Origin of the sequence: Micrococcus sp. KBS0714, from assembly GCF_002008305.4 — a bacterium.
Taxonomy (GTDB): Bacteria; Actinomycetota; Actinomycetes; order Actinomycetales; family Micrococcaceae; genus Micrococcus; species Micrococcus luteus.
In genome coordinates this window covers 1,442,298-1,467,898 of the sequence record NZ_CP042169.1, presented here as the reverse complement: position 1 = coordinate 1,467,898, position 25,601 = coordinate 1,442,298, and the positions used below count along the sequence as shown (strand labels likewise).

19 protein-coding genes are annotated in these 25,601 nt (G+C 73.1%); 8 read left to right on the top strand and 11 right to left on the bottom strand.

The window, feature by feature from the left end:
• Positions 1 to 9: 9 nt before the first annotated feature.
• Entirely contained in the window at positions 10 to 1,017 is a 1,008-nt protein-coding gene (locus tag B1A86_RS06675) for an IS481 family transposase (protein ID WP_138976803.1), read from the bottom strand.
• 127 nt (positions 1,018 to 1,144) lie between these two features.
• Here B1A86_RS06675 and glnA (B1A86_RS06670) point away from each other — a divergent pair, with 127 nt between their 5' ends.
• Positions 1,145 to 2,485, top strand: a complete 1,341-nt coding sequence (gene glnA / locus B1A86_RS06670) for a type I glutamate--ammonia ligase (protein ID WP_036314197.1) — start codon at positions 1,145 to 1,147, stop codon at positions 2,483 to 2,485.
• Between the two features lie 11 nt (positions 2,486 to 2,496).
• Entirely contained in the window at positions 2,497 to 5,622 is a 3,126-nt protein-coding gene (locus B1A86_RS06665) for a bifunctional [glutamine synthetase] adenylyltransferase/[glutamine synthetase]-adenylyl-L-tyrosine phosphorylase (protein WP_078025838.1), read from the top strand.
• Between the two features lie 66 nt (positions 5,623 to 5,688).
• Here B1A86_RS06665 and B1A86_RS06660 read toward each other — a convergent pair whose 3' ends face one another.
• Together B1A86_RS06660 and glnA (B1A86_RS06655) are read right to left on the bottom strand one after the other, a co-directional pair.
• Positions 5,689 to 6,693, bottom strand: a complete 1,005-nt coding sequence (locus tag B1A86_RS06660) for an LLM class flavin-dependent oxidoreductase (protein ID WP_036314199.1) — start codon at positions 6,691 to 6,693, stop codon at positions 5,689 to 5,691.
• A 153-nt stretch (positions 6,694 to 6,846) separates the two neighbouring features.
• Positions 6,847 to 8,271 (bottom strand): type I glutamate--ammonia ligase, encoded by a 1,425-nt coding sequence (gene glnA, locus B1A86_RS06655; RefSeq protein ID WP_036314201.1) that lies wholly within the window; start codon positions 8,269 to 8,271, stop codon positions 6,847 to 6,849.
• 151 nt (positions 8,272 to 8,422) lie between these two features.
• Here glnA (B1A86_RS06655) and B1A86_RS06650 point away from each other — a divergent pair, with 151 nt between their 5' ends.
• Positions 8,423 to 8,923 (top strand): RDD family protein, encoded by a 501-nt coding sequence (locus tag B1A86_RS06650; protein ID WP_049146950.1) that lies wholly within the window; start codon positions 8,423 to 8,425, stop codon positions 8,921 to 8,923.
• Positions 8,924 to 9,045: 122 nt separating this feature from the next.
• On the opposite strand, the gene B1A86_RS06645 is transcribed toward B1A86_RS06650, so the two are convergent.
• From B1A86_RS06645 to lipB, 3 genes are read right to left on the bottom strand one after another with little or no spacing between them, the layout of a single operon-like run.
• Entirely contained in the window at positions 9,046 to 9,858 is an 813-nt protein-coding gene (locus B1A86_RS06645; RefSeq protein ID WP_036314203.1) for a DUF4191 domain-containing protein, read from the bottom strand.
• Positions 9,859 to 9,884: 26 nt separating this feature from the next.
• On the bottom strand, positions 9,885 to 10,892 hold the full coding sequence (gene lipA / locus B1A86_RS06640; protein WP_036383060.1) for a lipoyl synthase: 1,008 nt from the start codon (positions 10,890 to 10,892) through the stop codon (positions 9,885 to 9,887).
• Complete coding sequence (lipB, locus tag B1A86_RS06635; protein ID WP_049146957.1) at positions 10,889 to 11,590, bottom strand: lipoyl(octanoyl) transferase LipB; 702 nt, start codon at positions 11,588 to 11,590, stop codon at positions 10,889 to 10,891. The genes lipA and lipB overlap by 4 nt, the downstream gene beginning before the upstream one ends.
• A 108-nt stretch (positions 11,591 to 11,698) precedes the next feature.
• Between lipB and B1A86_RS06630 the strand changes: the two genes are divergently transcribed.
• Positions 11,699 to 13,372, top strand: a complete 1,674-nt coding sequence (locus tag B1A86_RS06630; protein ID WP_049146952.1) for a serine/threonine-protein kinase — start codon at positions 11,699 to 11,701, stop codon at positions 13,370 to 13,372.
• 116 nt (positions 13,373 to 13,488) lie between these two features.
• Here the strand turns inward: B1A86_RS06630 and B1A86_RS06625 are convergent, their stop codons facing one another.
• From B1A86_RS06625 to B1A86_RS06610, 4 genes are all read right to left on the bottom strand, one after another.
• On the bottom strand, positions 13,489 to 13,833 hold the full coding sequence (locus B1A86_RS06625) for a hypothetical protein (protein WP_010078527.1): 345 nt from the start codon (positions 13,831 to 13,833) through the stop codon (positions 13,489 to 13,491).
• 18 nt (positions 13,834 to 13,851) lie between these two features.
• Positions 13,852 to 15,717 (bottom strand): 2-oxoglutarate dehydrogenase, E2 component, dihydrolipoamide succinyltransferase, encoded by a 1,866-nt coding sequence (sucB, locus tag B1A86_RS06620; RefSeq protein WP_078025839.1) that lies wholly within the window; start codon positions 15,715 to 15,717, stop codon positions 13,852 to 13,854.
• A gap of 98 nt (positions 15,718 to 15,815) precedes the next feature.
• Complete coding sequence (lpdA, locus tag B1A86_RS06615) at positions 15,816 to 17,195, bottom strand: dihydrolipoyl dehydrogenase (protein WP_036383063.1); 1,380 nt, start codon at positions 17,193 to 17,195, stop codon at positions 15,816 to 15,818.
• 115 nt (positions 17,196 to 17,310) lie between these two features.
• On the bottom strand, positions 17,311 to 18,843 hold the full coding sequence (locus tag B1A86_RS06610) for a leucyl aminopeptidase (protein WP_049145464.1): 1,533 nt from the start codon (positions 18,841 to 18,843) through the stop codon (positions 17,311 to 17,313).
• A gap of 233 nt (positions 18,844 to 19,076) precedes the next feature.
• Here B1A86_RS06610 and B1A86_RS06605 point away from each other — a divergent pair, with 233 nt between their 5' ends.
• The 3 genes from B1A86_RS06605 (at position 19,077) to B1A86_RS06595 (ending at position 22,890) form a co-directional block, all read left to right on the top strand.
• A complete protein-coding gene (locus B1A86_RS06605; RefSeq protein ID WP_036336980.1) occupies positions 19,077 to 20,033 on the top strand; it encodes a PAC2 family protein in 957 nt (318 codons plus the stop codon).
• A 36-nt stretch (positions 20,034 to 20,069) separates the two neighbouring features.
• Positions 20,070 to 21,128, top strand: coding sequence for a DUF4192 family protein (locus tag B1A86_RS06600; protein ID WP_049145467.1), 1,059 nt, complete (start codon positions 20,070 to 20,072; stop codon positions 21,126 to 21,128).
• A 181-nt stretch (positions 21,129 to 21,309) separates the two neighbouring features.
• The gene (locus B1A86_RS06595) at positions 21,310 to 22,890 is read left to right on the top strand and encodes an RNA polymerase sigma factor (protein ID WP_371705207.1); all 1,581 of its coding nucleotides are present in this window, start codon (positions 21,310 to 21,312) and stop codon (positions 22,888 to 22,890) included.
• 65 nt (positions 22,891 to 22,955) lie between these two features.
• On the opposite strand, the gene B1A86_RS06590 is transcribed toward B1A86_RS06595, so the two are convergent.
• The gene (locus B1A86_RS06590; protein WP_002858172.1) at positions 22,956 to 23,165 is read right to left on the bottom strand and encodes a hypothetical protein; all 210 of its coding nucleotides are present in this window, start codon (positions 23,163 to 23,165) and stop codon (positions 22,956 to 22,958) included.
• 252 nt (positions 23,166 to 23,417) lie between these two features.
• Between B1A86_RS06590 and B1A86_RS06585 the strand changes: the two genes are divergently transcribed.
• Positions 23,418 to 25,523, top strand: coding sequence for a type IIA DNA topoisomerase subunit B (locus B1A86_RS06585; RefSeq protein WP_060973527.1), 2,106 nt, complete (start codon positions 23,418 to 23,420; stop codon positions 25,521 to 25,523).
• The last annotated feature ends 78 nt before the right edge of the window (positions 25,524 to 25,601 follow it).

Below are 25,601 nucleotides of genomic sequence, written 5' to 3'. Positions count from 1 at the left end.
GCGGCGCGTCTAGATGTAGGAGGGCATGACGTTGTTGACTCGGGTCGGTGCCAGTGAGGCCGGAGGAGCGTCTCCGCAGGAGGTATGCGGCCGATGGTAGTTGTAGTGATTCACCCACACCTGAAGGGCCTCACGCCGAGCCCGCTCTGAGGAGTACGGGCGGGCGTAGAGGACCTCGTCCACCATCAGCCGGTTGTAGCGTTCGACCTTCCCGTTGTGACGCGGGGTGTAGGGGCGGATCCGGTGATGCCGGCCCCCGAGCGAGACCACCTTCCGGGTGAAGTCCACGGCCCGGTAGTTGTTGCCGTTGTCCGTGATCACCCGGTCCACGGTGATGCCGTGGGCGGCGAAGAACGCCCTCGCCCGGCAGTAGAAGCTCACGGTCGTGGCCGCCCGCTCGTCCTCCAACGCCTCGGTGTACGCCAGGCGGGTGAACCCGTCGATCGCCGAGTGCAGATAGGTGTACCCGACCCGCCGGCCTGCACCACGCTTGGAAGCACGGCCTGCTTCACTTTCACGTCCGTGAGCACGCCAGCCGCCCCCGTCAGGGATCTTCCCGATCTTCTTCACGTCCAGGTGCACCATGTGCCCCGGGCCGCGGGCGGTGATCTTCTGGGGTCGTTGGCGCAGGTCTTCTCCGGCCGGGGTCAGGTCCCGTAGGCGGGAGATCCCGAGTCGGTGCAGCCACCTCCCCACGGTGCGCAGGCACAGCTGGTGGCCTTCGGAGGCGAGGTGGTGATGGATGCGCCGTGCGGACCACTTGCGCTCCCGCCGCAGGGCGTGGATCTGGGCGACCAGGACCGGATCGAGCTGGGCAGGTGAACGGTGCGGCCGGCTGGGCAGGTCCTGAAGGCCGGCTTCTCCCTGGGCGCGGTAGCGGGCGACCCAGGTGGCCACCGTGGGCCGGCTGACGCGGAACTCGGCTGCCACGTGCGCCTGCGGGATCCCGTCGTGCAGGTGGCGTTGGACCATGCGCAGCCGGCCGGTCGGGGTCAGGGGTGCGTTAGCGTGAGTCATGAGTGGGTCTTCTCGGGCAGGTGGGTGGTGTAGGAACTTCCATCCTGCGGGGCGGGGCCCACTCGTCTCATCTCAGCCGGCGCCTCGTGGCAAGAACCTCATGACCCACAACATCTAGAGTGGCGGCATGGATCGACAGCAGGACTACGTGCTCCGCACCATCGAGGACCGGGACGTCAGGTTCGTCAGGCTCTGGTTCACGGACGTGATCGGTACGCTGAAGTCGGTGGCCCTGTCTCCGGCCGAGGTGGAGAACGCCTTCACGGAGGGCCTGGGCTTCGACGGCTCCTCGATCGACGGATACACCCGCATCTCGGAGTCGGACATGCTGCTGCAGCCCGATCCCTCGACCTTCCAGATCCTGCCCTGGCGCGGCGACCAGGGACAGAGCTCCCGGATGTTCTGCGACGTGCTCACCCCGGACGGCCGGCCCGCCCCCGCCGACCCGCGGCACGTGCTGCGCCGCGTGCTGGACCGGGCCGCGGACCGGGGCTTCACGTGCTTCACCCACCCGGAGATCGAGTTCTACCTCCTGCAGTCGGACCAGCCCGGCCCGGACGGGGAGCCGGTGCCCGTGGACCGCGCGGGCTACTTCGACAACGTGCCCGGCTCCGACGCGGCCGACTTCCGCCGCGACGCCGTCAGCCTCCTCGAGGGCATGGGCATCTCCGTCGAGTTCAGCCACCACGAGAACGGCCCCGGCCAGAACGAGATCGACCTGCGCGCGGCGGACGCGCTCACGACGGCGGACAACGTGATGACGTTCCGGACCGTCGTCAAGGAGGTCGCCGCCGCCCAGGGCACGTACGCCACGTTCATGCCCAAGCCGTTCTCCCACCACCCGGGCTCCGGCATGCACACTCACTTCTCCCTCTTCGAGGGCGACGCGAACGCGTTCTACGACCCTGCGGACGAGTTCCGGCTCTCCGTCACGGGCCGCCGGTTCATCGCGGGCCTGCTGCGCCACTCCGTGGAGATCACCGCGGTGACCCACCAGTTCGTCAACTCCTACAAGCGTCTCTGGGGCGGGGGAGAGGCCCCGTCGTACACCTCGTGGGGGCACAACAACCGTTCCGCCCTCGTGCGCGTTCCCCTGTACAAGCCGGACAAGGCCGGCTCGGCCCGCATCGAGTACCGCGGTATCGACGCCTCGGCCAACCCGTACCTCGCCTACGCCCTGCTGATCGCGGCCGGGCTCAAGGGCATCGAGGAGGGCTACGAGGTGCCCGAGGCCGCCGCCGAGGACATCAGCGCGTTGACCACCCACGAGCGGCGCGTGCTCGGCCATGTCCCCCTGCCCGGCACCCTGCACGACGCCCTGCGCACCGCTGAGGAGTCCGAGTTCGTGGCGTCCGTGCTGGGCGAGCACGTCTTCGACGCACTCCTGCGCAACAAGCGGCAGGAATGGGACGACTACCGCGTGGAGGTCACCCCGTACGAGCTCCGCCGCTACCTCTCCGGCCTCTGAGACGGGTGCCCGTGTCCTCCCTGTCCACCACCGGTGCGCTGCCCGCCGTCCCGGACCGCCGCACCCTCGCGCACGCCGGCGTCGCCGACGCTGGCCGCGTGCAGACGCTGCTCACCTCGCCCGAGTTCGAGGGCGTGGACGTGCGTCCCCTCGTCGAGCTCCTCGGCCACGCCGCCGATCCCGACCGGGCCCTGCTGCTGTGGGTGCGCCTGGCCGAGCGTGAGCCCCGCGTCCACCACGCCCTCCGGGACCCCGAGACGACGGCCCGCCTGCTGCGGCTGCTCGGCGCCTCCGAGGCCCTCGGCGAGTTCCTCATCCGCCGTCCCGAGCACCTGGACCTCGTCCTCGACCCGGACGCGGCCGCCGCCACCGCGCCCGCCCTCGCCCAGCCCGACCCCGCCGACGGTGAGCCCTGGGGTGATGCGTCCGCCACCCTGCGCCGCCTGCTCCTGGACTCGGTGGGCGCTGACCCGGACACCGACCGCCCCGTCGCCGCCGTCACCGGCAAGGACGCCGCCGTCGCCCTGCGCCGTGCCTACCGTCGCCAGCTGGCCGCGATCGCCCTGCGCGACCTCGACTCCGCCGAGCCCACGGCGGCCATGCCCTCGGTGGGCCGCTGGCTCGCGGACCTGGCCGGCGCCACCGTGGACGCGGCGCTCGCCGTCTCGCGGGCCGTCCTCACCGAGCGGGAGGGCCCCGTGGTGGACCGCGTGGACCTCGCCGTGATCGGCATGGGCAAGTGCGGCGCCGGCGAACTCAACTACGTCTCAGACGTGGACGTCGTGTTCGCCCACGCCGTCCGCGAGGCCGCGGACGGCGCGGACCCCGACGCCGAGGTCCCGGACGGGCCGCGCGCCGCCGCGCTCGCGGCCGAGCTGGCCGCGGGCATCGGCCGCGTGATCCAGGGCGCGGCCCCCGAGCCGGGACTGTGGGAAGTGGACGCCAACCTGCGTCCCGAGGGCAAGGACGGCGCCCTGAGCCGCACCGTGGAGTCCCACGCCGAGTACTACCGCCGCTGGGCCCACGGCTGGGAGTTCCAGGCCCTGCTCAAGGCCCGCCCGATCGCGGGCTCGCCCCAGCTCGGCGAGCGCTACATCGCGGAGATCTGGCCCCGGGTGTGGGAGTCCTCCTCGCGCGACGGGTTCGTCGAGTCCGTCCGGGCCATGCGCGCCCGGGTCCTGGACACCCTCGCCCCCGCGGAGCGCGAGCGGGAGATCAAGCTCGGGCCCGGCGGTCTGCGCGACGTCGAGTTCACGGCCCAGCTGCTCCAGCTCGTGCACGGCCGTGCGGACGAGTCGCTGCGGGTGCGCGGCACGCTCGACGCGGTGCGGGCGCTGCACGCCGCCTCCTACATCACCACGCGAGACGCGCGGGCGTTCGACGAGCACTACCGGTGGCTGCGCACCCTCGAGCACCGCATCCAGCTCGTGCACCTGCGGCGCACCCACCTGATGCCGGTCAAGGAGGAGGCCCGCCGCGTCGTCGCCCGGTCGATGCGCGGCGCCGCCGACCGGGGCCCCGCCACCGGCGAGGACCTCCAGGCCGAGTTCACGCGCGTGCGCCGCGCCGTGCGCGGTCTCCACGAGACCGTGTTCTACCGGCCGCTGCTGTCGACGACGGCCGCCCTGTCCGCCGAGGACGTGCGGCTGTCCGCGGAGGCCGTCCGCGACCGCCTGGCGGCGCTGGGCTACCGCGACCCGCAGGGCGCCCTGCGGCACATCGAGGCCCTCACGCAGGGCGTCTCGCGCCGGGCCGCGGTCCAGCGGCAGCTGCTGCCGGCCATGCTCGGGTGGTTCGCGCGGGGCGCCGACCCCGACGGCGGCCTGCTCGCCTTCCGCCGGCTCTCCGAGTCGCTCGGCGGCACGGCCTGGTATCTGCGGATGCTCCGCGACTCCTCGGACGCCGCCCGGCGGCTGTGCCTGGTCCTGTCCGGCTCCCGGTTCGTGGGGGACCTGCTCGAGCACTCGCCCGAGGCCGTGGCCTGGGTGGGGGACGACCGGGAGCTCGACCCCCGGGGCGCCATCCAGCTCTGGCGCCAGGTCGACGCGCGGCTCGACCGCCGCGTGGCCGCGCAGGAGGCCCCGGCCGCCGTCCGCCACGTGCGGCAGGTGCGCCGCAGCGAGACCCTGCGCGTGGCCCTGGCGGACATCTCGGGGCTGCTGGACCTCGAGGCCGTCACCGGGGCCCTGTCGGACATCGACCAGGTGACGGTGGTCGGCGCCCTGCGCGTGGCCTCGCGCGCCGTCGTCGGGGACGCCGACCCGCTCACCGACGTGCTCGTGGTGGCCATGGGCCGCCAGGGCGGCCGGGAGATCACCTACGGCTCGGACCTGGACGCCCTGTTCGTGCATCGGCCACGCCCCGGCGTCGACGAGGGGCGGGCGCGCGAGCAGGCCGAGGAGGTCGTGCGGACGCTGATGTCCCTGCTGCACCGCCCCGCGACCCCGCCGCTGCCCGGCGAGCGGCCGCTCGAGGTGGACGCCGACCTGCGCCCCGAGGGACGCCAGGGGCCCCTGGTGCGCACCCTGGACTCGTACCGGGAGTACTACGGCCGCTGGGCCGAGGTGTGGGAGCGTCAGGCGCTGCTGCGCGCCCGCCCCCTGGCCGGCGACGACGACCTCGCCACCGACTTCCGCCGCTGGGCCGACGGCGTCCGCTACGCCGGGGACCTGACCACCGCGGACGCGCGGGAGATCCGGCGCATCAAGGCCCGTGTGGAGGCCGAGCGCCTGCCCCGCGGCGCGGACCCCTCCCGGCACGTCAAGCTCGGCCGCGGCGGGCTCTCGGACGTGGAGTGGCTGGTGCAGTCCCTGCAGCTGCGCCACGCGGGAGAGGTCGAGGACCTGCGGGTCACCGGCACGCTGCCGGCCCTGCGGGCGATCGCCCGGCACGGGCTGCTGCCCGAGGCCGAGGTCGCCGTGCTGGAGGAGGCGTGGCTGCTGGCCACCCGGATCCGCGCCGCCCTGCTGCTGTGGACGGGCAAGGTCTCGGACGTGCTGCCCACGAACATGCGCGACCTCGAGGCCGTGGCCCGCCTCAGCGGGGTGGGCACGGCCGGCGGGGAGCTCGAGGAGCGCTACCTGCGGGTGACCCGCCTGGCCCGTCAGGTGTTCGAGACCCGGTTCTACGGGCTCTGAACGACGCCGGCCCGCCACCTCGACGGGGTGGCGGGCCGGCCGTGCTCCGGTGTCGCGAGCGCCGGCTCAGGCGCGCACGACGTGCTCCCCGAGCAGCTCCAGGGTGCGTCGCCGCACGCCGGCGTCCTGGGCCGCCGTCGTGATGATCAGCTCGTCCGCCTGGACCCGCGCCGCGAAGTCGTGCAGCCACGCCGCCGTCGTCGGGCCGGTGCCCACGGCCGTGCACTCGAGCATCCCGAGCACCTGCTGACCGGCGGGGGAGTGCAGCAGCATCTCGACCTCGTCGTCGGTGAGGGTGCGGCCCCGGCCGAGCATCATCCGGATGCGCGCCCGCTGCGCGGCCTGCCACTCCCGCTCGGCCACCTCCTCGGTGTCCGCGGCGATCACGTTGGCCGCCGCGATGAAGTGCGGCTCCGCGAGGGCCTCGGAGGGCTCGAAGTGCTCCCGGTACAGGCGCGCCGCATGCTCGAGCATCTGCGGTGCGAAGTGGCTCGCGAACGCGTAGCCCAGGCCGAGCTGCGCGGCCAGCTGGGCGCCGAACGCCGAGGAGCCGAGGATGTACAGCGGCACGTTGGTGCCCTTGCCGGGGTAGGCGTCGATGCCGGGGATCAGGCTCTGGCCGGTGAGGTAGCCCTGCAGCTCGAGCACGTCCTGCGGGAAGCGCTCGGCCGCCGACGGATCCCGGCGCAGCGCCTGCAGCGTCCGCTGGTCGGTGCCGGGGGCGCGACCCAGGCCCAGGTCGATGCGGCCGGGGTGCAGCTCGGCCAGGGTGCCGAACTGCTCGGCGATCACCAGCGGCGAGTGGTTGGGCAGCATGACGCCGCCGGAGCCGAGGCGGATCGAGTCGGTGTGCGCGGCCACGTGCGCGATGAGTACGGCCGTGGCGGAGGAGGCGATGGAGGGCATGTTGTGGTGCTCCGCGTACCAGACGCGCCGGAAGCCGGCGGCCTCGGCGACGCGGGCCTGCTCCACGGATTCGGCGAAGGCTTCGCCCATCGGGGCGCCGTCGCGGACGAGGGCGAGGTCCAGCAGGGACAGCGGCAGGGGGGTGGGGGCGGTGTGCTCGGTCATGGTGCTCCTGGTCTGCGGGCCGCCCGGCCGGGCGGAGGTCTCCACAGATCCAGCGCCCACCGGCCCCGGACTATTCCGCGGCCGGGCACGACGACGGCCGCCCGCCTCCGGCGTGGGAGACGAACGGCCGTCGTCGGGGCCGCGGCGGGCGGATCAGACCGAGTAGTACAGCTCGAACTCGTAGGGGTTCGGGCGCAGGGCCAGCGGGGCGATCTCCATCTCGCGCTTGTACGCGATCCAGGTCTCGATCAGCTCCTCGGTGAACACGTCGCCGGCCAGGAGGAACTCGTGGTCCTCCTCGAGGGCGTTCAGGGCCTCGTCCAGGGTGGCGGGTGCCTTCTGGATGTCGGCGGCCTCCTCGGCCGGCAGCTCGTAGAGGTCCTTGTCGATCGGCTCGGCCGGCTCGATGCGGTTGCGGATGCCGTCCAGGCCGGCCATCAGCTGCGCGGCGAACGCGAGGTACGGGTTGCCCGAGGCGTCCGGGGCGCGGAACTCGATGCGCTTGGCCTTCGGGTTGGAGCCGGTGATCGGGATGCGGATGCCCGCCGAGCGGTTGCCCTGCGAGTAAACCATGTTCACGGGGGCCTCGAAGCCCGGCACCAGGCGGCGGTAGGAGTTCACCGTGGGGTTGGTGAAGGCCAGGACCGCGGAGGCGTGCTTCAGCAGGCCGCCGATGTACCAGCGGGCGGTGTCCGAGAGGTTCGCGTAGCCCTTCTCGTCGAAGAACAGCGGCTCGCCGCCGTTCCACAGGGACTGGTGGCAGTGCATGCCGGAGCCGTTGTCGCCGAAGACGGGCTTGGGCATGAAGGTCGCGGACTTGCCGAACATGTTGGCGACGTTCTTGACGACGTACTTGAACTTCTGCAGGTCGTCCGCCGAGTGGGTCAGCGTGTTGAAGCGGTAGTTGATCTCCGCCTGGCCCGCGGCGCCCACCTCGTGGTGGGAGCGCTCTACCTCGAGGCCGACCTCGGCCAGGACCGAGCAGATCTCGTCGCGCAGGTCGGCCTGCTTGTCCGTGGGGGAGACGGGGAAGTAGCCGCCCTTGAGGCCGGTCTTGTGGCTCAGGTTGCCGCCCTCGTCCTCGCGGGAGGCGTTCCACCAGGCCTCGTCCGAGTCCACGGCGTAGAACGAGCCGCGGGGGGAGGACTCGTAGCGGACGTCCTCGAAGATGAAGAACTCGGCCTCGGGGGCGAAGAACGCCGTGTCGGCGATGCCGGAGGAGCTCAGGTAGGCCTCCGCGCGCTGGGCCACGCCGCGCGGGTCGCGCAGGTAGGGCTCGCCGGTGCGGGGGTTCACGATGGAGAAGTTCATCGTGAGGGTCTTGCGGACCCGGAAGGGGTCCACGAAGGCCGTCGCGACGTCCGGGATGAGCTGCATGTCGGACTCGGCGATGCCGGCGAAGCCCCGGATCGAGGAGCCGTCGAAGAGCTGGCCCGTGACGAAGAAGTCCTCGTCGACGCTCGAGGCGGGCACGTTGAAGTGGTGCTGCATGCCGGGGAGGTCGGTGAAGCGGACGTCGACGAACTCGATCCCCTCATCCTTGATGTACGCGAGGACGTCCGCGGGGGAGGTGAACATGGTGCGCTCCTGTGGTCGTGACGATGGTGGCATGTCCGGCACGGCGGCGCTGGCGTGGCGGGTGTCATCACCCTACTTGCCCGGCGGCCTCCGTGGGCGTCGGTGACGCCCCACGGCGAGCCTCGCGGTTCCGCGCCGGTAGGCTGGGCCGGTGGCACGCAGAGCACCCGACCCCGCGCAAGAGCCCGAACCGACCCGCCGCGACGAGCCGCTGATCACCCGGCGCGACCTCGCCGGCTGGGTGGACGGTCCGGGCGGCGGCCTGGCCGGCGGCCGCTGGCCGGGGGACCTGCTGGGCCTGCCCGAGCACGGCCCGACCTCGATGGCCACTGCGGCCCGCCGCGCCGTCGCCCTCGTGATCGACTGGTTCCTGGCCCTGGGCGTGTCCTGGCTGCTCTTCGACTCCGACGCGATCGCCACCCTGATGGTCTTCGCCACCATGCACATCCTGGGCATCACCCTGCTGGCCACCACCGTGGGCAAGGCCGTGTGCCGCACCCAGGTGGTGCGCCTCGGCGGCCGGACCGCCCCCGTGCACCGCGTGGTGGTGCGCACGGCGCTGCTGTGCCTCGTGCTGCCGGCCGTCGTCGTCGGCCCGGACGGCCGCGGCATGCACGACAAGGTCGCCGGCACCGTCGAGATCCGCATGTGAGCGCACCGGCCCGCGCCGGACGACGCCGGATCCGACTCGACGCGAGGCCGGACACGACGAAAGGGGGGCGCCCCGCCGAATCCTCGGCGGGGCGCCCCCCTTTCGCGCGGGTGCGTCGGCGCTCAGCGGCCGCGCATGGCGCGCCGGCTCGGGCGCACCTTGTTCGGGTCGACGCCCTTGGGGATGGGCAGCCGGTTGGTGTTGAGCGCGGTCAGACGCTTGTCCACGGCCTGGACCTCCTGCGCCGTGAGGGCCTTCTTCATGCCCTTGAGCGTGCCGGGCAGCTCGTGCAGCGGGACCTGGCCCTGGCCGTTGCCGGACTCCACCACGGTGACGGGCACGCCGGGCAGGAAGCGGCGCATGGCCTTCTCCTCCTTGACCACCAGCGCGGCGACGCGGGGGGAGGGGCCCTCCGTCACCAGCACGACGCCCGGCCGGCCCACGGCGCGGTAGACGAGGTCCTGGGTCTTCGGGTTCACGGCGGCCGGCTGCTCGGACACGATCCAGCCGCGGCCCAGCGTGGAGAGCGCGGCGCCGGCGGCGCCGGGGCGGCCCTCGAGCTGGGCGAACCCGGCGCGGCGCGCCTTCCGGTTCAGGATGACGACGGCGGCGAGCACACCGAACGGGATCGCGATGAGCAGCCACGTGATCCAGTTGTCCAGCAGGAGGCCGATGACGAGGCCGACGACCAGGGCGCCCAGGAAGGCCAGCAGCATCCACAGTCCGACCTTGGGGTCGTGCGCCTTGGTCATGGCGTAGGCCTGCTTGAGCTGGGAGATCACGCCCGGGCCCTTCGTGGCGCGCTTGTCCCGGCGCTGGGCCTTCGCCTGCTCCTTCTCGCGGAGGCGACGCTCGCGCTGCATGGCCTTGACCTCCTTGAGCGTGGCGGAGGTGGAGCCGGAGGAGGACGCGGGGGGCTGGCTGTTCTTCGTCATGACGGGGTCCAGTCTAGTCGGGCGGCTCAGGACATCTGGGCGACGACGGCGGAGGCCTCCTGGCGGGCGGTCTTCTCCCCGGCCAGGTGCGCCAGGTTCTCCGGCAGGGTCCGGCCGAGGCGCTGCATGGCCTGCGCATAGAGCTTGCCCGCGCGGTACGACGAGCGCACCAGCGGGCCCGCCATGACGCCCTGGAAACCGATCTCCTCGGCGCGCTGGGACCACTGGACGAACTCCTGCGGCTTCACCCAGCGGTCGATGGGGTGATGCAGCTTCGAGGGCCGCACGTACTGCGTGATGGTGATGATGTCGCAGCCGGCCTCGTGCAGGTCCACCAGGGCCTGGTCGATCTCGTGGTCCTCCTCGCCCATGCCGAGGATGAGGTTGGACTTGGTCACGAGCCCGTCGGCCTTGGCCATCGTGAGCACCCGGAGGGACTTCTCGTACGTGAAGGCCGGGCGGATGCGCTTGAAGATGCGCGGCACCGTCTCCAGGTTGTGCGCGAACACCTCGGGCCGCGCGTCGAACACCTGCTGGACGAGCTCCGGCACCGCGCCGAAGTCCGGCGGCAGGATCTCGACGCCGGTCCCCGGGTTGAGCGCGTGGATGCGGCGGATGGTCTCCGCGTAGAGCCACGCCGCGCCGTCCTTCTGGTCGTCACGGGCCACGCCCGTGACGGTGGCGTACCGCAGGTCCATCTCGCGGATGTTCTCGGCGACCTTCTGCGGCTCCTCCATGTCCAGGGGGCGCGGCTTGCCGGAGGTGATGTCGCAGAAGTCACACCGGCGGGTGCAGATGTCCCCGCCGATGAGGAACGTGGCCTCGCGGTCCTCCCAGCACTCGAAGATGTTGGGGCAGCCGGCCTCCTCGCACACGGTGTGCAGGCCGGCGGACTTGACCTTGTTCTTCAGGCCGATGTACTCGGGGCCCATGTGGACCTTGGCCTTGATCCACTCGGGCTTGCGCTCGACGGGCACCTCGGCGTTGCGCGCCTCCACGCGCAGCAGGCGGCGTCCTTCGGGGGCGAGGCTCATGCGGGGATTCCTTCCGTGGGGGTGACGGCGATGTACGCAGGCCCGAGCTCGTCCAGATGACGGGTGAGCACCGGCACGACGTCGGCCGGGGTGATGGTCCGGCCCGTCTCGACCGACAGGGTGGTGGTGGCGGCGTCCGTGATGCCGCACGCGATGATGCCCTCGTAGGGGGCCAGGGAGTTGGAGCAGTTCAGCGCGAAGCCGTGCATGGAGACGCCGTCGTGGATGGACAGGCCGATGGCGCCGACCTTGCGGTCCGGGCGGGCCGTGCCGTCGTCGTCCCGGTCCGCGAGGACCCAGATGCCCGCCCGCCCGTCCACGCGGACGGCCGTGACGCCGAACTCGGCGGCGGTGCGGATCAGCAGCTCCTCGAGGAACCAGACGTAGTCCTTGACGTGGGCACGGTCGCGCAGTCGGACCACGGGGTAGCCGACCAGCTGGCCCGGGCCGTGCCACGTGATCTTGCCGCCGCGGTCCACGTCCACGACGGGGGCGCCGTCCGTGGGGCGCTCGGCGTCCTCGGTGCGGCGACCGGCCGTGTAGACGGCCTCGTGCTCCAGGAGGAGGAACTCGCCGTCGGAGCGGCCGGCGACGACGTCCGCGTGCAGGGCGCGTTGGGCGTCCCAGGCGGCGTGGTAGTCCACCAGGTCGGGCGCCAGGCCGAGCAAGCGCAGGGGCGGCAGAAGGGTCTCGGGCATGACGTCCACTGTAGTCCTCGGGCCCGGACCTGTGGACAACCGCCGTGACGCCCGGGGACATGCGGCACCCTGGGATGGAACGGACGGCGCGGCGGAGAGGGGAGACCGATGCGGGACTGGGACGAGGCGGACGGCGGCGCGGCCGGACGCGTCGGCGGCGGGCCGGAGACCGAACCGGAGAGGTCGTCGGAGCCGGGCACGGCTGCGCCGCGCGCCCCGGGCTGGGAACCCGTCCGGCTGCTCGGCGCGGGCGCCCAGGCGGAGGTCTGGCTCGTCGAGGACGGTCGGGGCGTCCGGGCCGCCCTGAAGGTGCCCCGTGCCGGCGCGGCGCCGGATGCGCTGGCGGCGGAGGCGCAGGCCGGACGGGTCGCGCATCCCCATCTGCTGCGCGTGCTCGGCGTGGTGGAGACGGACCGGGGCCTCGGGGTCCTCACCGAGCACCGCGCGGCCGGCACGCTGCAGGACATGGTGCAGCGGGTCGGACCCCTGAGCCCGGGGCAGGCCGTCACCGTGCTCGTCCCGATCGCCCAGGCTCTCGCGTGCCTGCACCGCGAGGGGGTGGTGCACGGCGACGTGTCCCCGGCGAACGTCCTGTTCGGCGTCGACGGCAGCCCGGCCCTCGCCGACCTCGGCGTCGCCCGGGTGGTCGGCGGGGCGTCGGGGGCCGGGGCGACGCCGGGCTTCGCGGCCCCCGAGGCGCTCGCCGCGGTGGAGGGGGCCGGGGCGGAACCGGGGGCGTCTCCGGCGGTGGGGGCGCCGAGTGACGTCCATGCGTGGGCCGCCCTGGGCTGGTACGCGCTCACCGGTCGGGCGCCGGGCGCCGCCGGGCATCGGGCGCCGCTGCCCGTCCTGGTCCCCGAAGCGTCCCCCGAGCTCGCGCTGCTGCTCGATGCGGCGCTCTCCCCGGACCCGGCGGCGCGGCCGAGCGCGGAGGAGGCCGCCGCAGCCGTATACGCGACGGCCCGGCCCGAGCCGGTCCCGCTGGGAGAGGCCGCCCCCGCCGAGGTGGCGCACCTGCTGCCCACGGTGCTGCCGGGCTCCGGGCCCACGCGGCGACGCCGGGGACGACGCGCGGCTCCGAGACGGCGCGCGCTCGCGCGCCGACGGGGGGCGGCGCCACGCCGGGGCGTCCTCGTGGCCGCCGGGCTGGCCACCGCGCTGGCCGTCGGCGGCGGCACCGCCGGGCTGTGGTGGCCGGCGTCCCTGGGCGACGCGACGGAGGGGGCGCCGGAGCCGGCGGGCGCGGTGCCGGCCGGCACCTCGGTGGACGCGGCGCGCCCGGCGGACGGGACGCCGGAGAGCGGGACGCCGGCGAGGGTGCCGGACGCGGGTGCCCCCGGCGAAGACGCCGCCGGGGAGGACGCCGTCGACGTGGGCGAGGCGCTGGCCGCGGTCGGCCACGCCCGGACTGCCGCGCTCATCGACCCGGAGCCTGCGCGACTGGACGCCTACGCCGTGCCCGGGGGACCGGCGTGGGAGAACGACCGGGATCTGCTGCGCCGGCTGACGGACGAGGGGTTCGCCTTCTCCGGCCTCGAGGTGACGGTGGAGCAGGCCGGACCCGCCCGGCGGGCCGGGGACGACGCGCTGCGTGTCGACGCCGTGCTCCGGACGTCGGCCCACACCGTGCTGGACCGCGCGGGACGCGTGGCGGCGCATCGGGAGGCGACGGCCGAGGAGGTCGTGCTGGTCCTGCGCAGCGGCCACGGAGAGGGCCCCGAGGGGCGGGACGGCGGCGCGGCGGGTCGGACGTGGCGGGTCGAGACCGTCGATCCGCGCTGACCCCGGGCCCGGATCCAGCGCCGGAGGCCGGCGGTCCAGACGGGGGGACGCCGCGGGCCCCGGGGAGAAGCTCCCCGGGGCCCGCGGCGTGGTGCGGCGTCAGCCGCCTGGGCTGATCACTGCCAGAGGACGGCGACCAGGATGTTCACCAGGCCCAGACCGCCCACCGCGTGGGCCAGGCCCGTGGGCACGACCTCCCCGCGGTTGGACTTGCGGCGGCCGATCAGGGCGGCCACGAAGACGATGACGCCGATCAGGAACTTGACGCCCAGCTTCATGTGGTTCGGCTCCCCGCTCATGGCGAGGCCGAAAAGCACCACGCCGGAGACGATCATGCCCACGGAGCCCCACCACTGCGAGGTGGTGACGGTCGGGTTGCGGAAGTGCGCGAACCAACCGCCCACGATCGCTGCGGCGGACACGATGTGCACGGCCACCAGGATGCTGTGCAGGATATCCACAGTCCTTCTCCCTTTCCGTCAGAGACCCAGCTCGTTGGCGAACTCGCCGCCCTCGAGACGCTGACGCAGCGTCCTCAGGAAGCGGCCCGCGTCGGCCCCGTCCACCAGGCGGTGGTCGTAGGTCAGGGACAGGTACATCATGTGGCGGATGGCGATCGAGTCGTTGCCGTCCGCGTCGGTCACCACCATGGGGCGCTTGACGATCGCACCGATGCCCAGGATCGCGACCTGCGGCTGGTTGATGATCGGCGTGTCGAACAGCGCGCCCACGGAGCCGATGTTCGTGATCGAGAACGTGCCGCCCGAGAGCTCGTCCGGCGAGATCTTGTTCGTGCGGGTGCGCTCGGCCACGTCGGCGATCTTCTGGGCGAGGCCCGTCAGGTTCAGGGAGCCGGCGTCCTTGATGACGGGCACCAGCAGCCCCTTCTCCGTGTCCACGGCGATCGCGATGTCCTCGGACGCGTGGTACGTGATCTCCTTGTTGTCCTCGGAGAACGACGCGTTCAGCTTGGGGTGCTGCTTGAGGGCCTCGGCGACCGCCTTGGTGATGAACGGCAGGTACGTCAGGTTCACGCCGGCCTGCTGCTGGAAGGAGGCCTTGGCCTTCTTGCGCAGCTGCACGATGCGGGTGACGTCCACCTCGTGCACCTGGGTCAGCTGGGCGGACAGGTCGAGGGACTCGCGCATGCGCTGGGCGATGACCTGGCGGATGCGCGGCGCCTTCTCCACCTCGCCGCGGACCGAGGGGTCCACGGAGGAGCTCGCGGCCGGGGCGGACGCAGCGGCCGGGGCGGACGACGGGGCGGCAGCCTCGGAGGCCTGCTCGGCCGGAGCCTCGGACCCGCCCGCGGCGGCCTGCGAGGCCAGCGCGGCGGCGAGCACGTCCTGCTTGCGGATGCGGCCGCCGACGCCCGTGCCGCGAACCGTGGACAGGTCCACGTTGTTCTGGTGGGCCAGGCGGCGCACCAGCGGGGTCACGTAGCCCTGGCCGGGCTCGGTGGCGGAGGGCGCCTCGGCGGACTCGGCCTGCGCGGAGTCGCGCTCAGCGGACTCGCGCCGGGAGGCCTCCTCGGACGGAGACGCCTCCGGCGTCTTCTCCGACTTCTCGGCGCCGGCGGCCTCGGCGGCCTCCTCGGTCTCCTCGGGGGCCTCGGCCTCGGTCGCCTTGTCCTCGATCTCCTCGGCGGACGCCTCGTCCTGACCGGAGGAGCCCTCCGACGGGGCGGAGCCGCCGCCGGCGGAGCCGGAGCCGACGAGTGCGAGGACGGCGCCCACCTCGACGGTGTCGTCCTCCTCCGCACGGATCTCCAGGAGGGTGCCCGCCACGGGGGAGGGGATCTCGGTGTCGACCTTGTCGGTGGAGACCTCGAGCAGCGGCTCGTCGACCTCGACCTCGTCGCCGACGGACTTCAGCCAGCGGGTCACGGTGCCCTCGGTCACGGACTCGCCCAGCGCGGGCAGGGTGACCTCGGAGGCCTCGCCGCCGGCCGACGGGGCCCCGTCCGAGCCCTGGTCGGTGGAGGCGCGCTCCTCCGGAGCCGGCTCGCCTGCGGGCTCCTGCTGGGCGTCGTCCTGCTGCGCCTCCTCGACGGCGGGCTCCTCGGCCGCGGCGTCGTCCTCCGACGCGTCGGCGGAGCCGCCGCCGGAGCCGTCGCCGATCGTGGCCAGCGGGGCGCCGACCTCGACCGTGTCGTCCTCCTCGACCAGGATCTCCTCGAGCACGCCGGCCACGGGGGACGGGATCTCGGTGTCGACCTTGTCGGTGGAGACCTCCACCAGGGGCTCGTCGACGGCGACCTCGTCGCCGACGGCCTTGAGCCAGCGGGTCACGGTGCCCTCGGTGACGGATTCGCCCAGGGCGGGCAGGTTCACGGTTTCAGACATGGTTCCGATGCTCCTCATGAGGGGTGGGCGCCGGGGGCGCCCACCCGGGGTTGCGAGGTGGGCCCGACGCACGGGCCCGGGATGGTCAGTGCGGTGGGTCAGCTGTGCAGCGGGTGGCCGAACAGGGCCATGGCGGCCTCGCCCAGGGCCTCGTTCTGCGTGGGGTGCGCGTGCACGAACTGGGCGACGTCCTCGGGGTAGGCCTCCCAGTTCACGATGAGCTGCGCCTCGCCGATCTGCTCGCCGATGCGCTTGCCGATGCCGTGCACGCCCACGATCGGGCCGTTCTTCTGGCGGATCATCTTGATGATGCCGCCGGTGCCGAGGATCGAGGACTTGCCGTTGCCGGCCAGGTTGTACTCGGCGACCTCGACGTTGTCCTTGCCGAACTCCTCCTCCGCCTTGGGCTGGGTGTAGCCCACGGACATGATCTCCGGCTCGGTGAAGGTGACCTTCGGGATGTTGATGTCCTCGACGACCATCGGCTTGTTGCCGGCGATCTCCTCGGCCACGAAGATGCCCTGCTGGAAGCCGCGGTGCGCCAGCTGCAGACCAGGAACGATGTCGCCCACGGCGTAGATGTTGCCGACGCCGGTGTGCAGACGCTCGTCGGTGAGGACGAAGCCGCGGTCCATCTTGACGCCCTGCTCCTCGTAGCCGAGGCCCTCGGTGTTCGGGCCGCGGCCGACGGCGACGAGGCAGACCTCGGCCTCGAACTCCTTGCCGTCCGCGAGGGTCACCTTGACGCCCGAGTCGGTCTCCTCGACCTTGTCGAAGAACGTGCCCAGGTTGGTCTTGATGCCCTTCTTCTTGAACTCGCGCTCGAGGACCTTGATGATCGCCGGGTCCTCGTTGGGGACCAGGGTCTTCAGGCCCTCGATGATGGTGACGTCGACGCCGAAGGAGTTCCACAGGGACGCGAACTCGGAGCCGATGACACCGCCGCCGAGCACGATGGCCGACTTCGGGGTGTAGTCCAGCTCGAGGGCCTCCGTGGAGGTCATGATCTTCTTGGAGATGGGCAGGCCCATGGTCTTGGCCACGGAGCCGGAGGCCAGCACGATGTTCTCCGCCGTGTAACGGGTGCCGTCGACCTCGACCTCGTTCTTCGAGACGAGCTTGCCCTCGCCCTCGATGACCTGGACCTTGCGCATCTTCAGCAGGCCGGCCAGGCCCTTGTGCTTGCCGGCGACGATGCCGTCCTTGTAGTCGCGCACCTTCGCCATGTCCACGGACTCGAGGGTCGCGTTGACGCCGAACTTGGCGGCGTTGCGGGTCTCATCGGCCACCTCGGCGGCGTGCAGGTAGGCCTTCGTGGGGATGCAGCCCCAGTGCAGGCAGGTGCCGCCGACCTTGGACTTCTCCACGAGGGCGACGGACTTGCCGTACTGCACGGAACGCAGGGCTGCGGCGTACCCGGCGGAGCCACCGCCGAGGACGAGGACGTCGAATTCCTGAGCGGTTGCCTTGTCGGCCACGGTGTTGCTCCTTGGTGCTGGGGTCGGTGGATCGTGGTGGTGGTGCGTCACCGCCACCCCCGGCCGTCGGCGGCGGGCCGCGCGGCCGGGGACGCGGTGGACATCGGGACCAACCTTACCGGGCACGCCCCTCGATGAGACCCACCAGGGTCCGCACCATCACGCCGGTGGCGTCCTGCGGGGTGTAGCCGTACGCGGCCGACTCGTTGAAGGAGGGGCCGGCGATGTCGAGGTGGGCCCAGGGGGTCCGTGCGGCGGCGTCGCCCTCCGACCGTCCGGCGTCGACGAATTCGCGCAGGAAGGTGGCGGCGGTCATCATGCCGCCGAAGCGGTCGCCCATGTTGGAGATGTCCGCGACGCGCGAAGTGAGCGAGGCGCGCAGCTGCTCCGGCAGGGGCATGCCCCACGCGAGCTCCCCGGCCGCGTCGGCCGCGGCGACGACCTCGTCGCGCAGCGCGTCGTCACCCATGACGCCCGTGTGGCGCACGCCGAGGGCGACCAGCTGGGCACCGGTGAGGGTGGCCACGTCGAGCACCGCGTCGGGTCGCTCGTCGGTGGCCGCCACGAGGGCGTCGGCCATGACGACGCGGCCCTCGGCGTCCGTGTTCATGACCTCCACGGTCTTGCCGCCGTACATCGTGATGACGTCGGACGGGCGGATGGCGGTGCCCGAGGGCATGTTCTCGGCCAGCGCCAGCCAGCCGGTCACCTTCACAGGGACGTCCAGGGCCGCGGCGGCGCGCACGACGGCGAAGACGGTGGCGGCGCCGGCCATGTCCGACTTCATCGTCATCATCGAGGCGGCGGGCTTCAGCGAGATGCCGCCCGTGTCGAAGGTGATGCCCTTGCCCACCAGCGCGATGTGCGCGGCGGCGTCGGCCGGCGCGTGCTCGATGCGCACGAGCCGCGGCGGGCGGGAGGAGCCCTGGCCGATCGCGAGGATGCCGCCGAAGCCCTCGGCGCGCAGGCGGTCCTCGTCCCACACGTCCACGCTCACGGACGAGTCCGCGAGGTCCTCCGCGACGGCGTCCGCGAACGTGGCCGGGTAGAGGTGCGAGGGGGCCGTGTTCACCAGGTCGCGCACGGCGCAGACCGCGTCGCCCACGACGGCGGCCCGGCGCAGCACGGGGTCGGCGTCCGCGGCGGCGAGCGGGGTGACGACCTCGACCTCGCGGACGGGACGGGACGTGTCCGTCTCGGCGCGGGCGCGCTCGGACTTCTGGGCGGTGAAGGCGTACGCGCCCAGGACGGCGCCCTCGGCGACGGCGGCCAGTCGGGCCGGGGTGTCGGCCGGCAGGGCCAGGGCCACGGCGTCGGTGCCGGCCAGGGAGCGCACGGCAGCCCCGGCGGCGCGGCGCAGGGACTCGTCCGCGGCCTCGCCGTCGTCGTCCAGACCGCCGACGCCGGCCAGGACCAGCAGCGGCACTGGCACGCCGCCCAGGCCCGGCAGGCGATGGACCTCGTCCGCGGCGCCCCGCACGCCCAGCAGCTCGAACGAGGCCTCGAGGGCGGTGGCCGCCTCGGCCGGCAGCGCGTCCGTCAGGAGCACGGGGCCGTCCGGGCCGGTGCCCACCCCCACCACGAGGGCGGAGGCGGTCAAGTCCTCCAGGGCGCGGGCGGTCAGGGTCGGGCGGTCCAGGGTGATCACGGACGGGCCTCTCTTCCGGGGGTGGGGGATGCGCCCGGCGGGGTGGGCCGGGCCGTCCCGCGTCATCCTAGCCAGAGGGCTCGCGCGCCCGTCCAGGGCGCGCGGGCGCGGAATAGGAGGGTGCCGTGCCGTGGTTGACTGACGCCAGAGGACAGGGAGGGATCCGCGTCCGCCGCCATCCGGGCGGCGGGGACGGCTCTCCCGCAGACGGACCACCGGAAGGGGAACGAGACGTGCAGGACGCCGCGCCGCTGTACACCCGTCATGAGGGGGCGCCCGTGCCCCCCGGCCTGGGCATGCTCGTGGCCCTGACCGGGCACATGGACGCGGGCCGGGTCGCTCGGCAGGTGCGGGCCGCGCTGCACGAGCACCTGACCCATCGGACCGTCGTCTCCTTCGACGTCGACTCGATGTTCGACTACCGCGCCCGGCGTCCCCGGCTCCGGTTCGACCGGGACCGCTACCGTGATCTGCGCCTGCCCGCGCTCGAGGTGCAGCTGGTCGAGGACCTGCTCGGCCACCCCTTCCTGCTGCTGTCCGGCCCCGAGCCGGACTTCCGGTGGCAGGCGGTGACGGAGGCCGTGCTCGGCCTCGCGCAGGAGTGGGAGGTGGACTCGCTCACCTTCCTCGACGCGGCCCCGCTGCCCGTGCCGCACACGCGGCGGCTCGGGGTCACGACGCACGGGTCCCGCGCCGATGCCGTCGAGGGGCTGTCCACCTGGAGCCCGCAGGCGGACATCGTCGCGGGGCTGCTGCAGATGCTCGAGCTGCGCGCCGAGGAGGCGGACCTGCCGACGGCGGGCTACACCGTCCATGTGCCGCACTACGTGGCCGAGGCGTCCTTCCCCCAGGCGGCCGTGGCCGCGCTCGAGTACGCGGGGGCCGCCATGGGGCTCATGCTGCCCTCGGACGACCTGCGAGACGCCTCGCGGGACATCGAGGCCGAGCTGGAGCGCCAGGTCTCCGGGTCCGGGGAGATCCAGCAGATGATCGCCGGCCTGGAGCGCAACTACGACCAGAACGCCGAGGACCAGGAGCGGTCGCTGCTGGAGACCGAGCAGGGCCTGCCCGACGGGGACGAACTCGCCTCCGCCGTCGAGGCGTACCTCGCCGCGCGGGACGCCGGCGGCGGGTCCGCTCCTGCACAGGAGGACGGACCCGGCCGTCCGTCCACCGGCGACGGGGACTGATCCCACCGCGGGCGCCCGGTCGGCCAGGGTGGCGGCATGGAAGCCCCCACCTCACTCGACGTCCCCGTCCTGCCGGCCCGCGGCCCGGAGGACCTGCTCGCCTACGTCGGCCACGCCCTCGGGCGGTTGCCCGAGGGCAGCCTGGTCCTCCTCACCCTGCGCGACGGGCGCCTGCGCGCCGTGGTGCGGGTCGACCTGCCTCCCGAGGAGGTCGACGTCGGCGCCTGGGCCTGCGCCGTGGCCGAGGTGTGCCGGCGGGACGCAGCCGCGGACGCGACGCTCTGCCTCGCGCTGCCGGACGGCGCCCGGGCCACGCTCGCCCGTCCCGGCTGGGCCGCGGCGCTCGACGACGCCCTGGCGTCCGCGGGTCGCCCCCTGACCGCGGCCTGGACGTGCGCGCGGGGACGGGCGCGCCCCTGGTGGGGGAGCGGCGTCGCCGAGGAGGGCCCGCTCGACCCCCGAGCCGCGCCGCTGTCCCTGCACCTGATGACCCGCGGTTCGGTCTGGGACCGTGCAGCAGTGCCCGACCCGGTCCCGCGCCGCGGTCCCGCGGCGGCCCGGGCCGACGACGCGCGGTGGCGGCCTCCCGAGCAGGACGCGCCGGCGGCACGCCGCGCGTGGCTGGCGCAGTGGGAGTCGGTGCTGACCGGCGCGGCTCGTGACCGCGGCGCGCCCGCACCGGCCGTGCTGGGCTCGCCGCTGACGCGTCCGGCCTGGCGCGACGGCCTGCTGCTCCATGCCGCCGCGCCGTCCGGCGCGGCCACGGGGGATCCGGGGGACGAGGAACGGATCCTCACCGCGGCCTCGGGCCGGGCGCCGGCCTGGGACCGGCTGGACGCCCTGCGGGCGGGGCTGCGCGCGCTCGTGCCCGTCGCGACGCCGGCTGTGGCGGCGCAGGCCCTGGCGCTGGCCGGGTGGGTCGGCTGGGCCCGCGGCCACGGCTCCGACGCGGACGCCCACCTGACCGCGGCGGCGGCGCTGAGTCCCGACGACCCGTTCGTCTCCGTCCTGCGACGCATCGTGGCCGCGGGGTGCGTCGCAGGCTGGGCGACCGACCCGGCCACCGCGTGGCGGCCCGACGGTGGCCGCCCATGAGAGAATGATGCGGCTTCACGACGGCACGGCCGACCGCAGCCCGTTTCCCGGGTTCGGAATAGATCGGTCTCAGCCGTCGTTGGCACTCACGGACCCTGCAGTCGGCGGGCCCGGACGACGTCGGTCGTCCGAGGCCGCGACTTGACAGGGTCACGTGTCTATGGACTGCAAGGATCCGCGGGTGGCCGCGGACGAGACGGAAAGGCCTCGAGTGACCACTTCGACGACCAGCGGTGTGCAGGACGGCAAGGAGACCACTGCCTCCGAGGCCACGACCACGCGCACCCGCTCCACGGCAGCCAAGAAGTCGGCAGCCACGAAGAGCGCCACGACCAAGGGCGCCACGACCAAGGGCGCTACGACGCGGACGACCGCGACGAAGTCGGCGGCGACCAAGACCGCTGCCACGCCGACGGCCAAGAAGAAGGCGACCCGGAAGCCCACCGCGGCCAAGACCACCGCCACGGCCAAGACCACCGCCGCGGCCAAGACCACCGCCGCGGTCAAGACCACCGCCACGAAGAAGACCGCCACGACCCGGGGCAAGAAGGCCACCGCCTCCGCCGCCTCCGCCGAGCAGGCCGAGGACGACGAGGAGTTCGTCGAGGCGCGCGAGCGCACCGAGGCCGCCGACGCCGTCGAGGAGGACGTGGTGGAGGACGAGACCGCCACCGAGGACTCGGACGACGAGGACGCGGACGGCTCGGACGCTCCGGAGCGTCCGGCGATGGACGCGGAGGCCGTGACCGGCACGAAGGCCGCCACGGGCCAGAAGGTGGCCCAGTCCAAGGGCGCGTTCGTCATGGACGACTCCGAGGACGACGCCCCGGTGCAGCAGGTGGTCGTGGCGGGCGCCACGGCGGACCCGGTGAAGGACTACCTGAAGCAGATCGGCAAGGTCGCCCTGCTCAACGCCGAGCAGGAGGTGGACCTGGCCATGCGCATCGAGGCCGGCCTCTACGCCGAGCACGTCGTGCAGCACGAGGCCTCCGACGACTACCGCGAGCGCCGGGACATCCAGCTGATCATCGCGGACGGGCGCAAGGCCAAGAACCACCTGCTCGAGGCCAACCTGCGTCTGGTGGTCTCCCTGGCCAAGCGCTACACCGGCCGCGGCATGCTGTTCCTGGACCTCATCCAGGAGGGCAACCTCGGCCTGATCCGCGCCGTCGAGAAGTTCGACTACACCAAGGGCTTCAAGTTCTCCACGTATGCCACGTGGTGGATCCGTCAGGCCATCACCCGCGCCATGGCGGACCAGGCCCGCACCATCCGCATCCCGGTGCACATGGTGGAGGTCATCAACAAGCTGGCCCGCGTGCAGCGGCAGATGCTCCAGGACCTCGGCCGCGAGCCCACCCCGGAGGAGCTGGCCAAGGAGCTGGACATGACCCCGGAGAAGGTCGTGGAGGTGCAGAAGTACGGCCGCGAGCCCATCTCCCTGCACACCCCGCTCGGCGAGGACGGCGACTCCGAGTTCGGCGACCTGATCGAGGACTCCGAGGCGGTCGTGCCCGCGGACGCCGTCTCCTTCACGCTGCTCCAGGAGCAGCTGCACTCGGTGCTGGACACGCTCTCCGAGCGCGAGGCCGGCGTCGTCGCCATGCGCTTCGGCCTGACCGACGGCCAGCCCAAGACGCTGGATGAGATCGGCAAGGTCTACGGCGTGACGCGCGAGCGGATCCGCCAGATCGAGTCGAAGACCATGTCCAAGCTGCGTCACCCCTCCCGCTCGCAGGTGCTCCGGGACTACCTGGACTGAGTCGGAGCGGCATGACGAAGGGCCGGACCCCCGCGGGGGTCCGGCCCTTCGTCATGCCGGGCGCGTCAGGCGCCGGCGGTGAGGCGGTCCGTCTCGTCCTGCCACAGCGCGGCCTGGGGACGCAGCGCGTCCTCGACGGCGCGTGCGTGGTGGGCGCAGAACTGGAGGGCACCGCCGGAGTGCAGCACGGCGCGGACGTAGGCCTGCGCGCCGCAGCGGTCGCAGCGGTCGGAACGGGTGAGGGCGGCCGGCTCGGCCACAGCGGTGATGGACATGGTGTCCTCCTCGGGTCTCTCGGGGCTGGAGGGCGACGACGCCGGTGGGGCGGGCCGGTCCTCCTCTTGTCCCATGGAACAGCAAGGATGGCAGGGAACTTCCCCGCGCGCCCGCCCTCCACCCGCGTTTCGCCACCCGCGTACGCGAGGAGCCCAGCCGGGCGGCCCGCGACGTCCGGCGCGGAGCCCGGCGTGTCCGGCCCGCGGAGTAGGCTGGACCGGCCGCTGTCGTCCACCGAAAGGCCCGCCCCCGTGCCCGCGAACACCGAGTACAACGCCCGCCACCTCTCCGTGCTGGAGGGGCTCGAGGCCGTCCGCAAGCGGCCGGGCATGTACATCGGCTCCACCGATTCCCGCGGCCTCATGCACTGCCTCTGGGAGATCATCGACAACTCGGTGGACGAGGCCCTGGCCGGCTTCGGGCAGTCGATCGAGATCACCCTGCATCCGGACGGCTCCGTCGAGGTCGAGGACAACGGGCGCGGCATCCCCGTGGACGTGGAGCCGCGCACCGGCCTGTCCGGCGTCGAGGTGGTGTTCACCAAGCTCCACGCCGGCGGCAAGTTCGGCGGCGGTTCCTACGCCGCCTCGGGTGGCCTGCACGGCGTGGGCGCGTCGGTGGTCAATGCCCTGTCCTCGCGCCTGGACGTGCAGGTGCTGCGCGGCGGCAAGGTCCACCAGATGTCGTTCCGGCGCGGCGAGCCGGGCCGCTTCCAGGACGGGTCGCGCCCGTCGCCAGACGCCCCGTTCGAGCCGTCCACGGACGCCTCGCCGCTGGACGTCGTCGGGAAGGCCAAGCGCGGGCAGACCGGCACGCGCGTGCGCTACTGGGCGGACGAGCAGATCTTCGTGAAGGACGCGACGTTCTCCGCCGAGGAGCTCCAGGCGCGGGCGCGCCAGACCGCCTACCTGATCCCGGGCCTGCGGATCACGGTCAAGGACCTGCGCCGCCGACCCGGCACGCCCGGCGCCGACGGCCCGGTCGAGGAGGTCTTCCAGTACGACGGCGGCATCTCCGAGTTCGTGGAGCACCTCACGCCCGCCACCCCGGTGACGGACGTGTGGCGGATCCAGGGCTCCGGCACCTTCAAGGAGCGGGTCCCGGTGCTCGGCGAGGACGGGCGCACCTCCATGCAGGATGTGCAGCGCACGTGCGAGGTGGACGTCGCCCTGCGCTGGGACGTCGGCTACGACACCGTGTTCCGGTCCTTCGTGAACATCATCGCCACGCCCAAGGGCGGCACCCATCAGTCCGGGTTCGAGGCGGCACTGCTGAAGGTGTTCCGGGCCCAGGTGGAGGCCAACGCGCGCCGGCTCAAGGCGGGGTCGGACAAGGTGGAGAAGGACGACGTGCTGGCCGGCATGACCGCCGTCCTGACGGTGCGGCTCGCCGAGCCGCAGTTCGAGGGGCAGACCAAGGAGATCCTCGGCACCTCCGCGGTGCGGCGGATCGTCTCCCAAGTGGTGGAGAAGCAGCTGACCGCCCGCCTCACCTCCACGGCCCGCGCCCAGAAGCAGCAGGTGCACACGCTGCTGGAGAAGGTCGTCGCGGAGATGAAGTCGCGCATCTCCGCGCGCACCCACAAGGAGAACCAGCGGCGCAAGAACGCCCTGGAGACCTCGACGATGCCGGCCAAGCTGGCGGACTGCCGCAGCAACGACGTCGCCTCCTCCGAGCTGTTCATCGTCGAGGGCGACTCGGCGCTCGGCACCGCCAAGCTGGCCCGGTCCTCCGACTTCCAGGCCCTGCTGCCGATCCGGGGCAAGATCCTGAACGTGCAGAAGGCCTCCGTCTCGGACATCCTGGCCAACGCCGAGTGCGCGGCGCTGATCCAGGTCGTCGGGGGCGGCGCGGGGCGCAGCTTCGACCTGGATGCGGCCCGCTACGGCAAGGTCGTGCTGATGACAGACGCGGACGTGGACGGTGCCCACATCCGCACCCTCCTGCTGACGCTCTTCTTCCGCTACATGCGGCCCATGGTCGAGGCCGGGCGCGTGTACGCGGCCGTCCCGCCGCTGCACCGGATCGAGGCGGTGACCCGCGGCGTCAAGGAACGCGAGGTCATCTACACGTACTCGGAGCAGGAGCTCCACGCGACGCTCGCCCGCCTGGAGCGGGAGGGCCGCTCGTACCGCGAGCCGATCCAGCGCTACAAGGGCCTGGGCGAGATGGACGCGGACCAGCTGGCCGAGACCACCATGGACCCGCGCCACCGCATGCTCCGCCGCGTGAACATCGCCGAGGTGGAGGCCGCCGAGCGGGTCTTCGACCTGCTCATGGGCTCCGCGGTGGCCCCGCGCAAGGACTTCATCGTCTCCCACGCCGACGAGCTGGACCGCGCGCGCATCGACGCCTGACCCTCCGCTTTCGTTCGGGAAACGGCGGCGCGGCCGCCGCCGTTTCCCGAACGAAAGCGGCGTGACCCGCGCCGTTTC

Bases quoted from the DNA above. Each gene is read 5' to 3' on its own strand.
- B1A86_RS06675 (WP_138976803.1), bottom strand. From the start codon at position 1,017: ATGACTCACGCTAACGCACCCCTGACCCCGACCGGCCGGCTGCGCATG.
- glnA (WP_036314197.1), top strand. From the start codon at position 1,145: ATGGATCGACAGCAGGACTACGTGCTCCGCACCATCGAGGACCGGGAC.
- B1A86_RS06660 (WP_036314199.1), bottom strand. From the start codon at position 6,693: ATGACCGAGCACACCGCCCCCACCCCCCTGCCGCTGTCCCTGCTGGAC.
- glnA (WP_036314201.1), bottom strand. From the start codon at position 8,271: ATGTTCACCTCCCCCGCGGACGTCCTCGCGTACATCAAGGATGAGGGG.
- B1A86_RS06645 (WP_036314203.1), bottom strand. From the start codon at position 9,858: ATGACGAAGAACAGCCAGCCCCCCGCGTCCTCCTCCGGCTCCACCTCC.
- lipA (WP_036383060.1), bottom strand. From the start codon at position 10,892: ATGAGCCTCGCCCCCGAAGGACGCCGCCTGCTGCGCGTGGAGGCGCGC.
- lipB (WP_049146957.1), bottom strand. From the start codon at position 11,590: ATGCCCGAGACCCTTCTGCCGCCCCTGCGCTTGCTCGGCCTGGCGCCC.
- B1A86_RS06630 (WP_049146952.1), top strand. From the start codon at position 11,699: ATGCGGGACTGGGACGAGGCGGACGGCGGCGCGGCCGGACGCGTCGGC.
- sucB (WP_078025839.1), bottom strand. From the start codon at position 15,717: ATGTCTGAAACCGTGAACCTGCCCGCCCTGGGCGAATCCGTCACCGAG.
- B1A86_RS06600 (WP_049145467.1), top strand. From the start codon at position 20,070: ATGGAAGCCCCCACCTCACTCGACGTCCCCGTCCTGCCGGCCCGCGGC.
- B1A86_RS06590 (WP_002858172.1), bottom strand. From the start codon at position 23,165: ATGTCCATCACCGCTGTGGCCGAGCCGGCCGCCCTCACCCGTTCCGAC.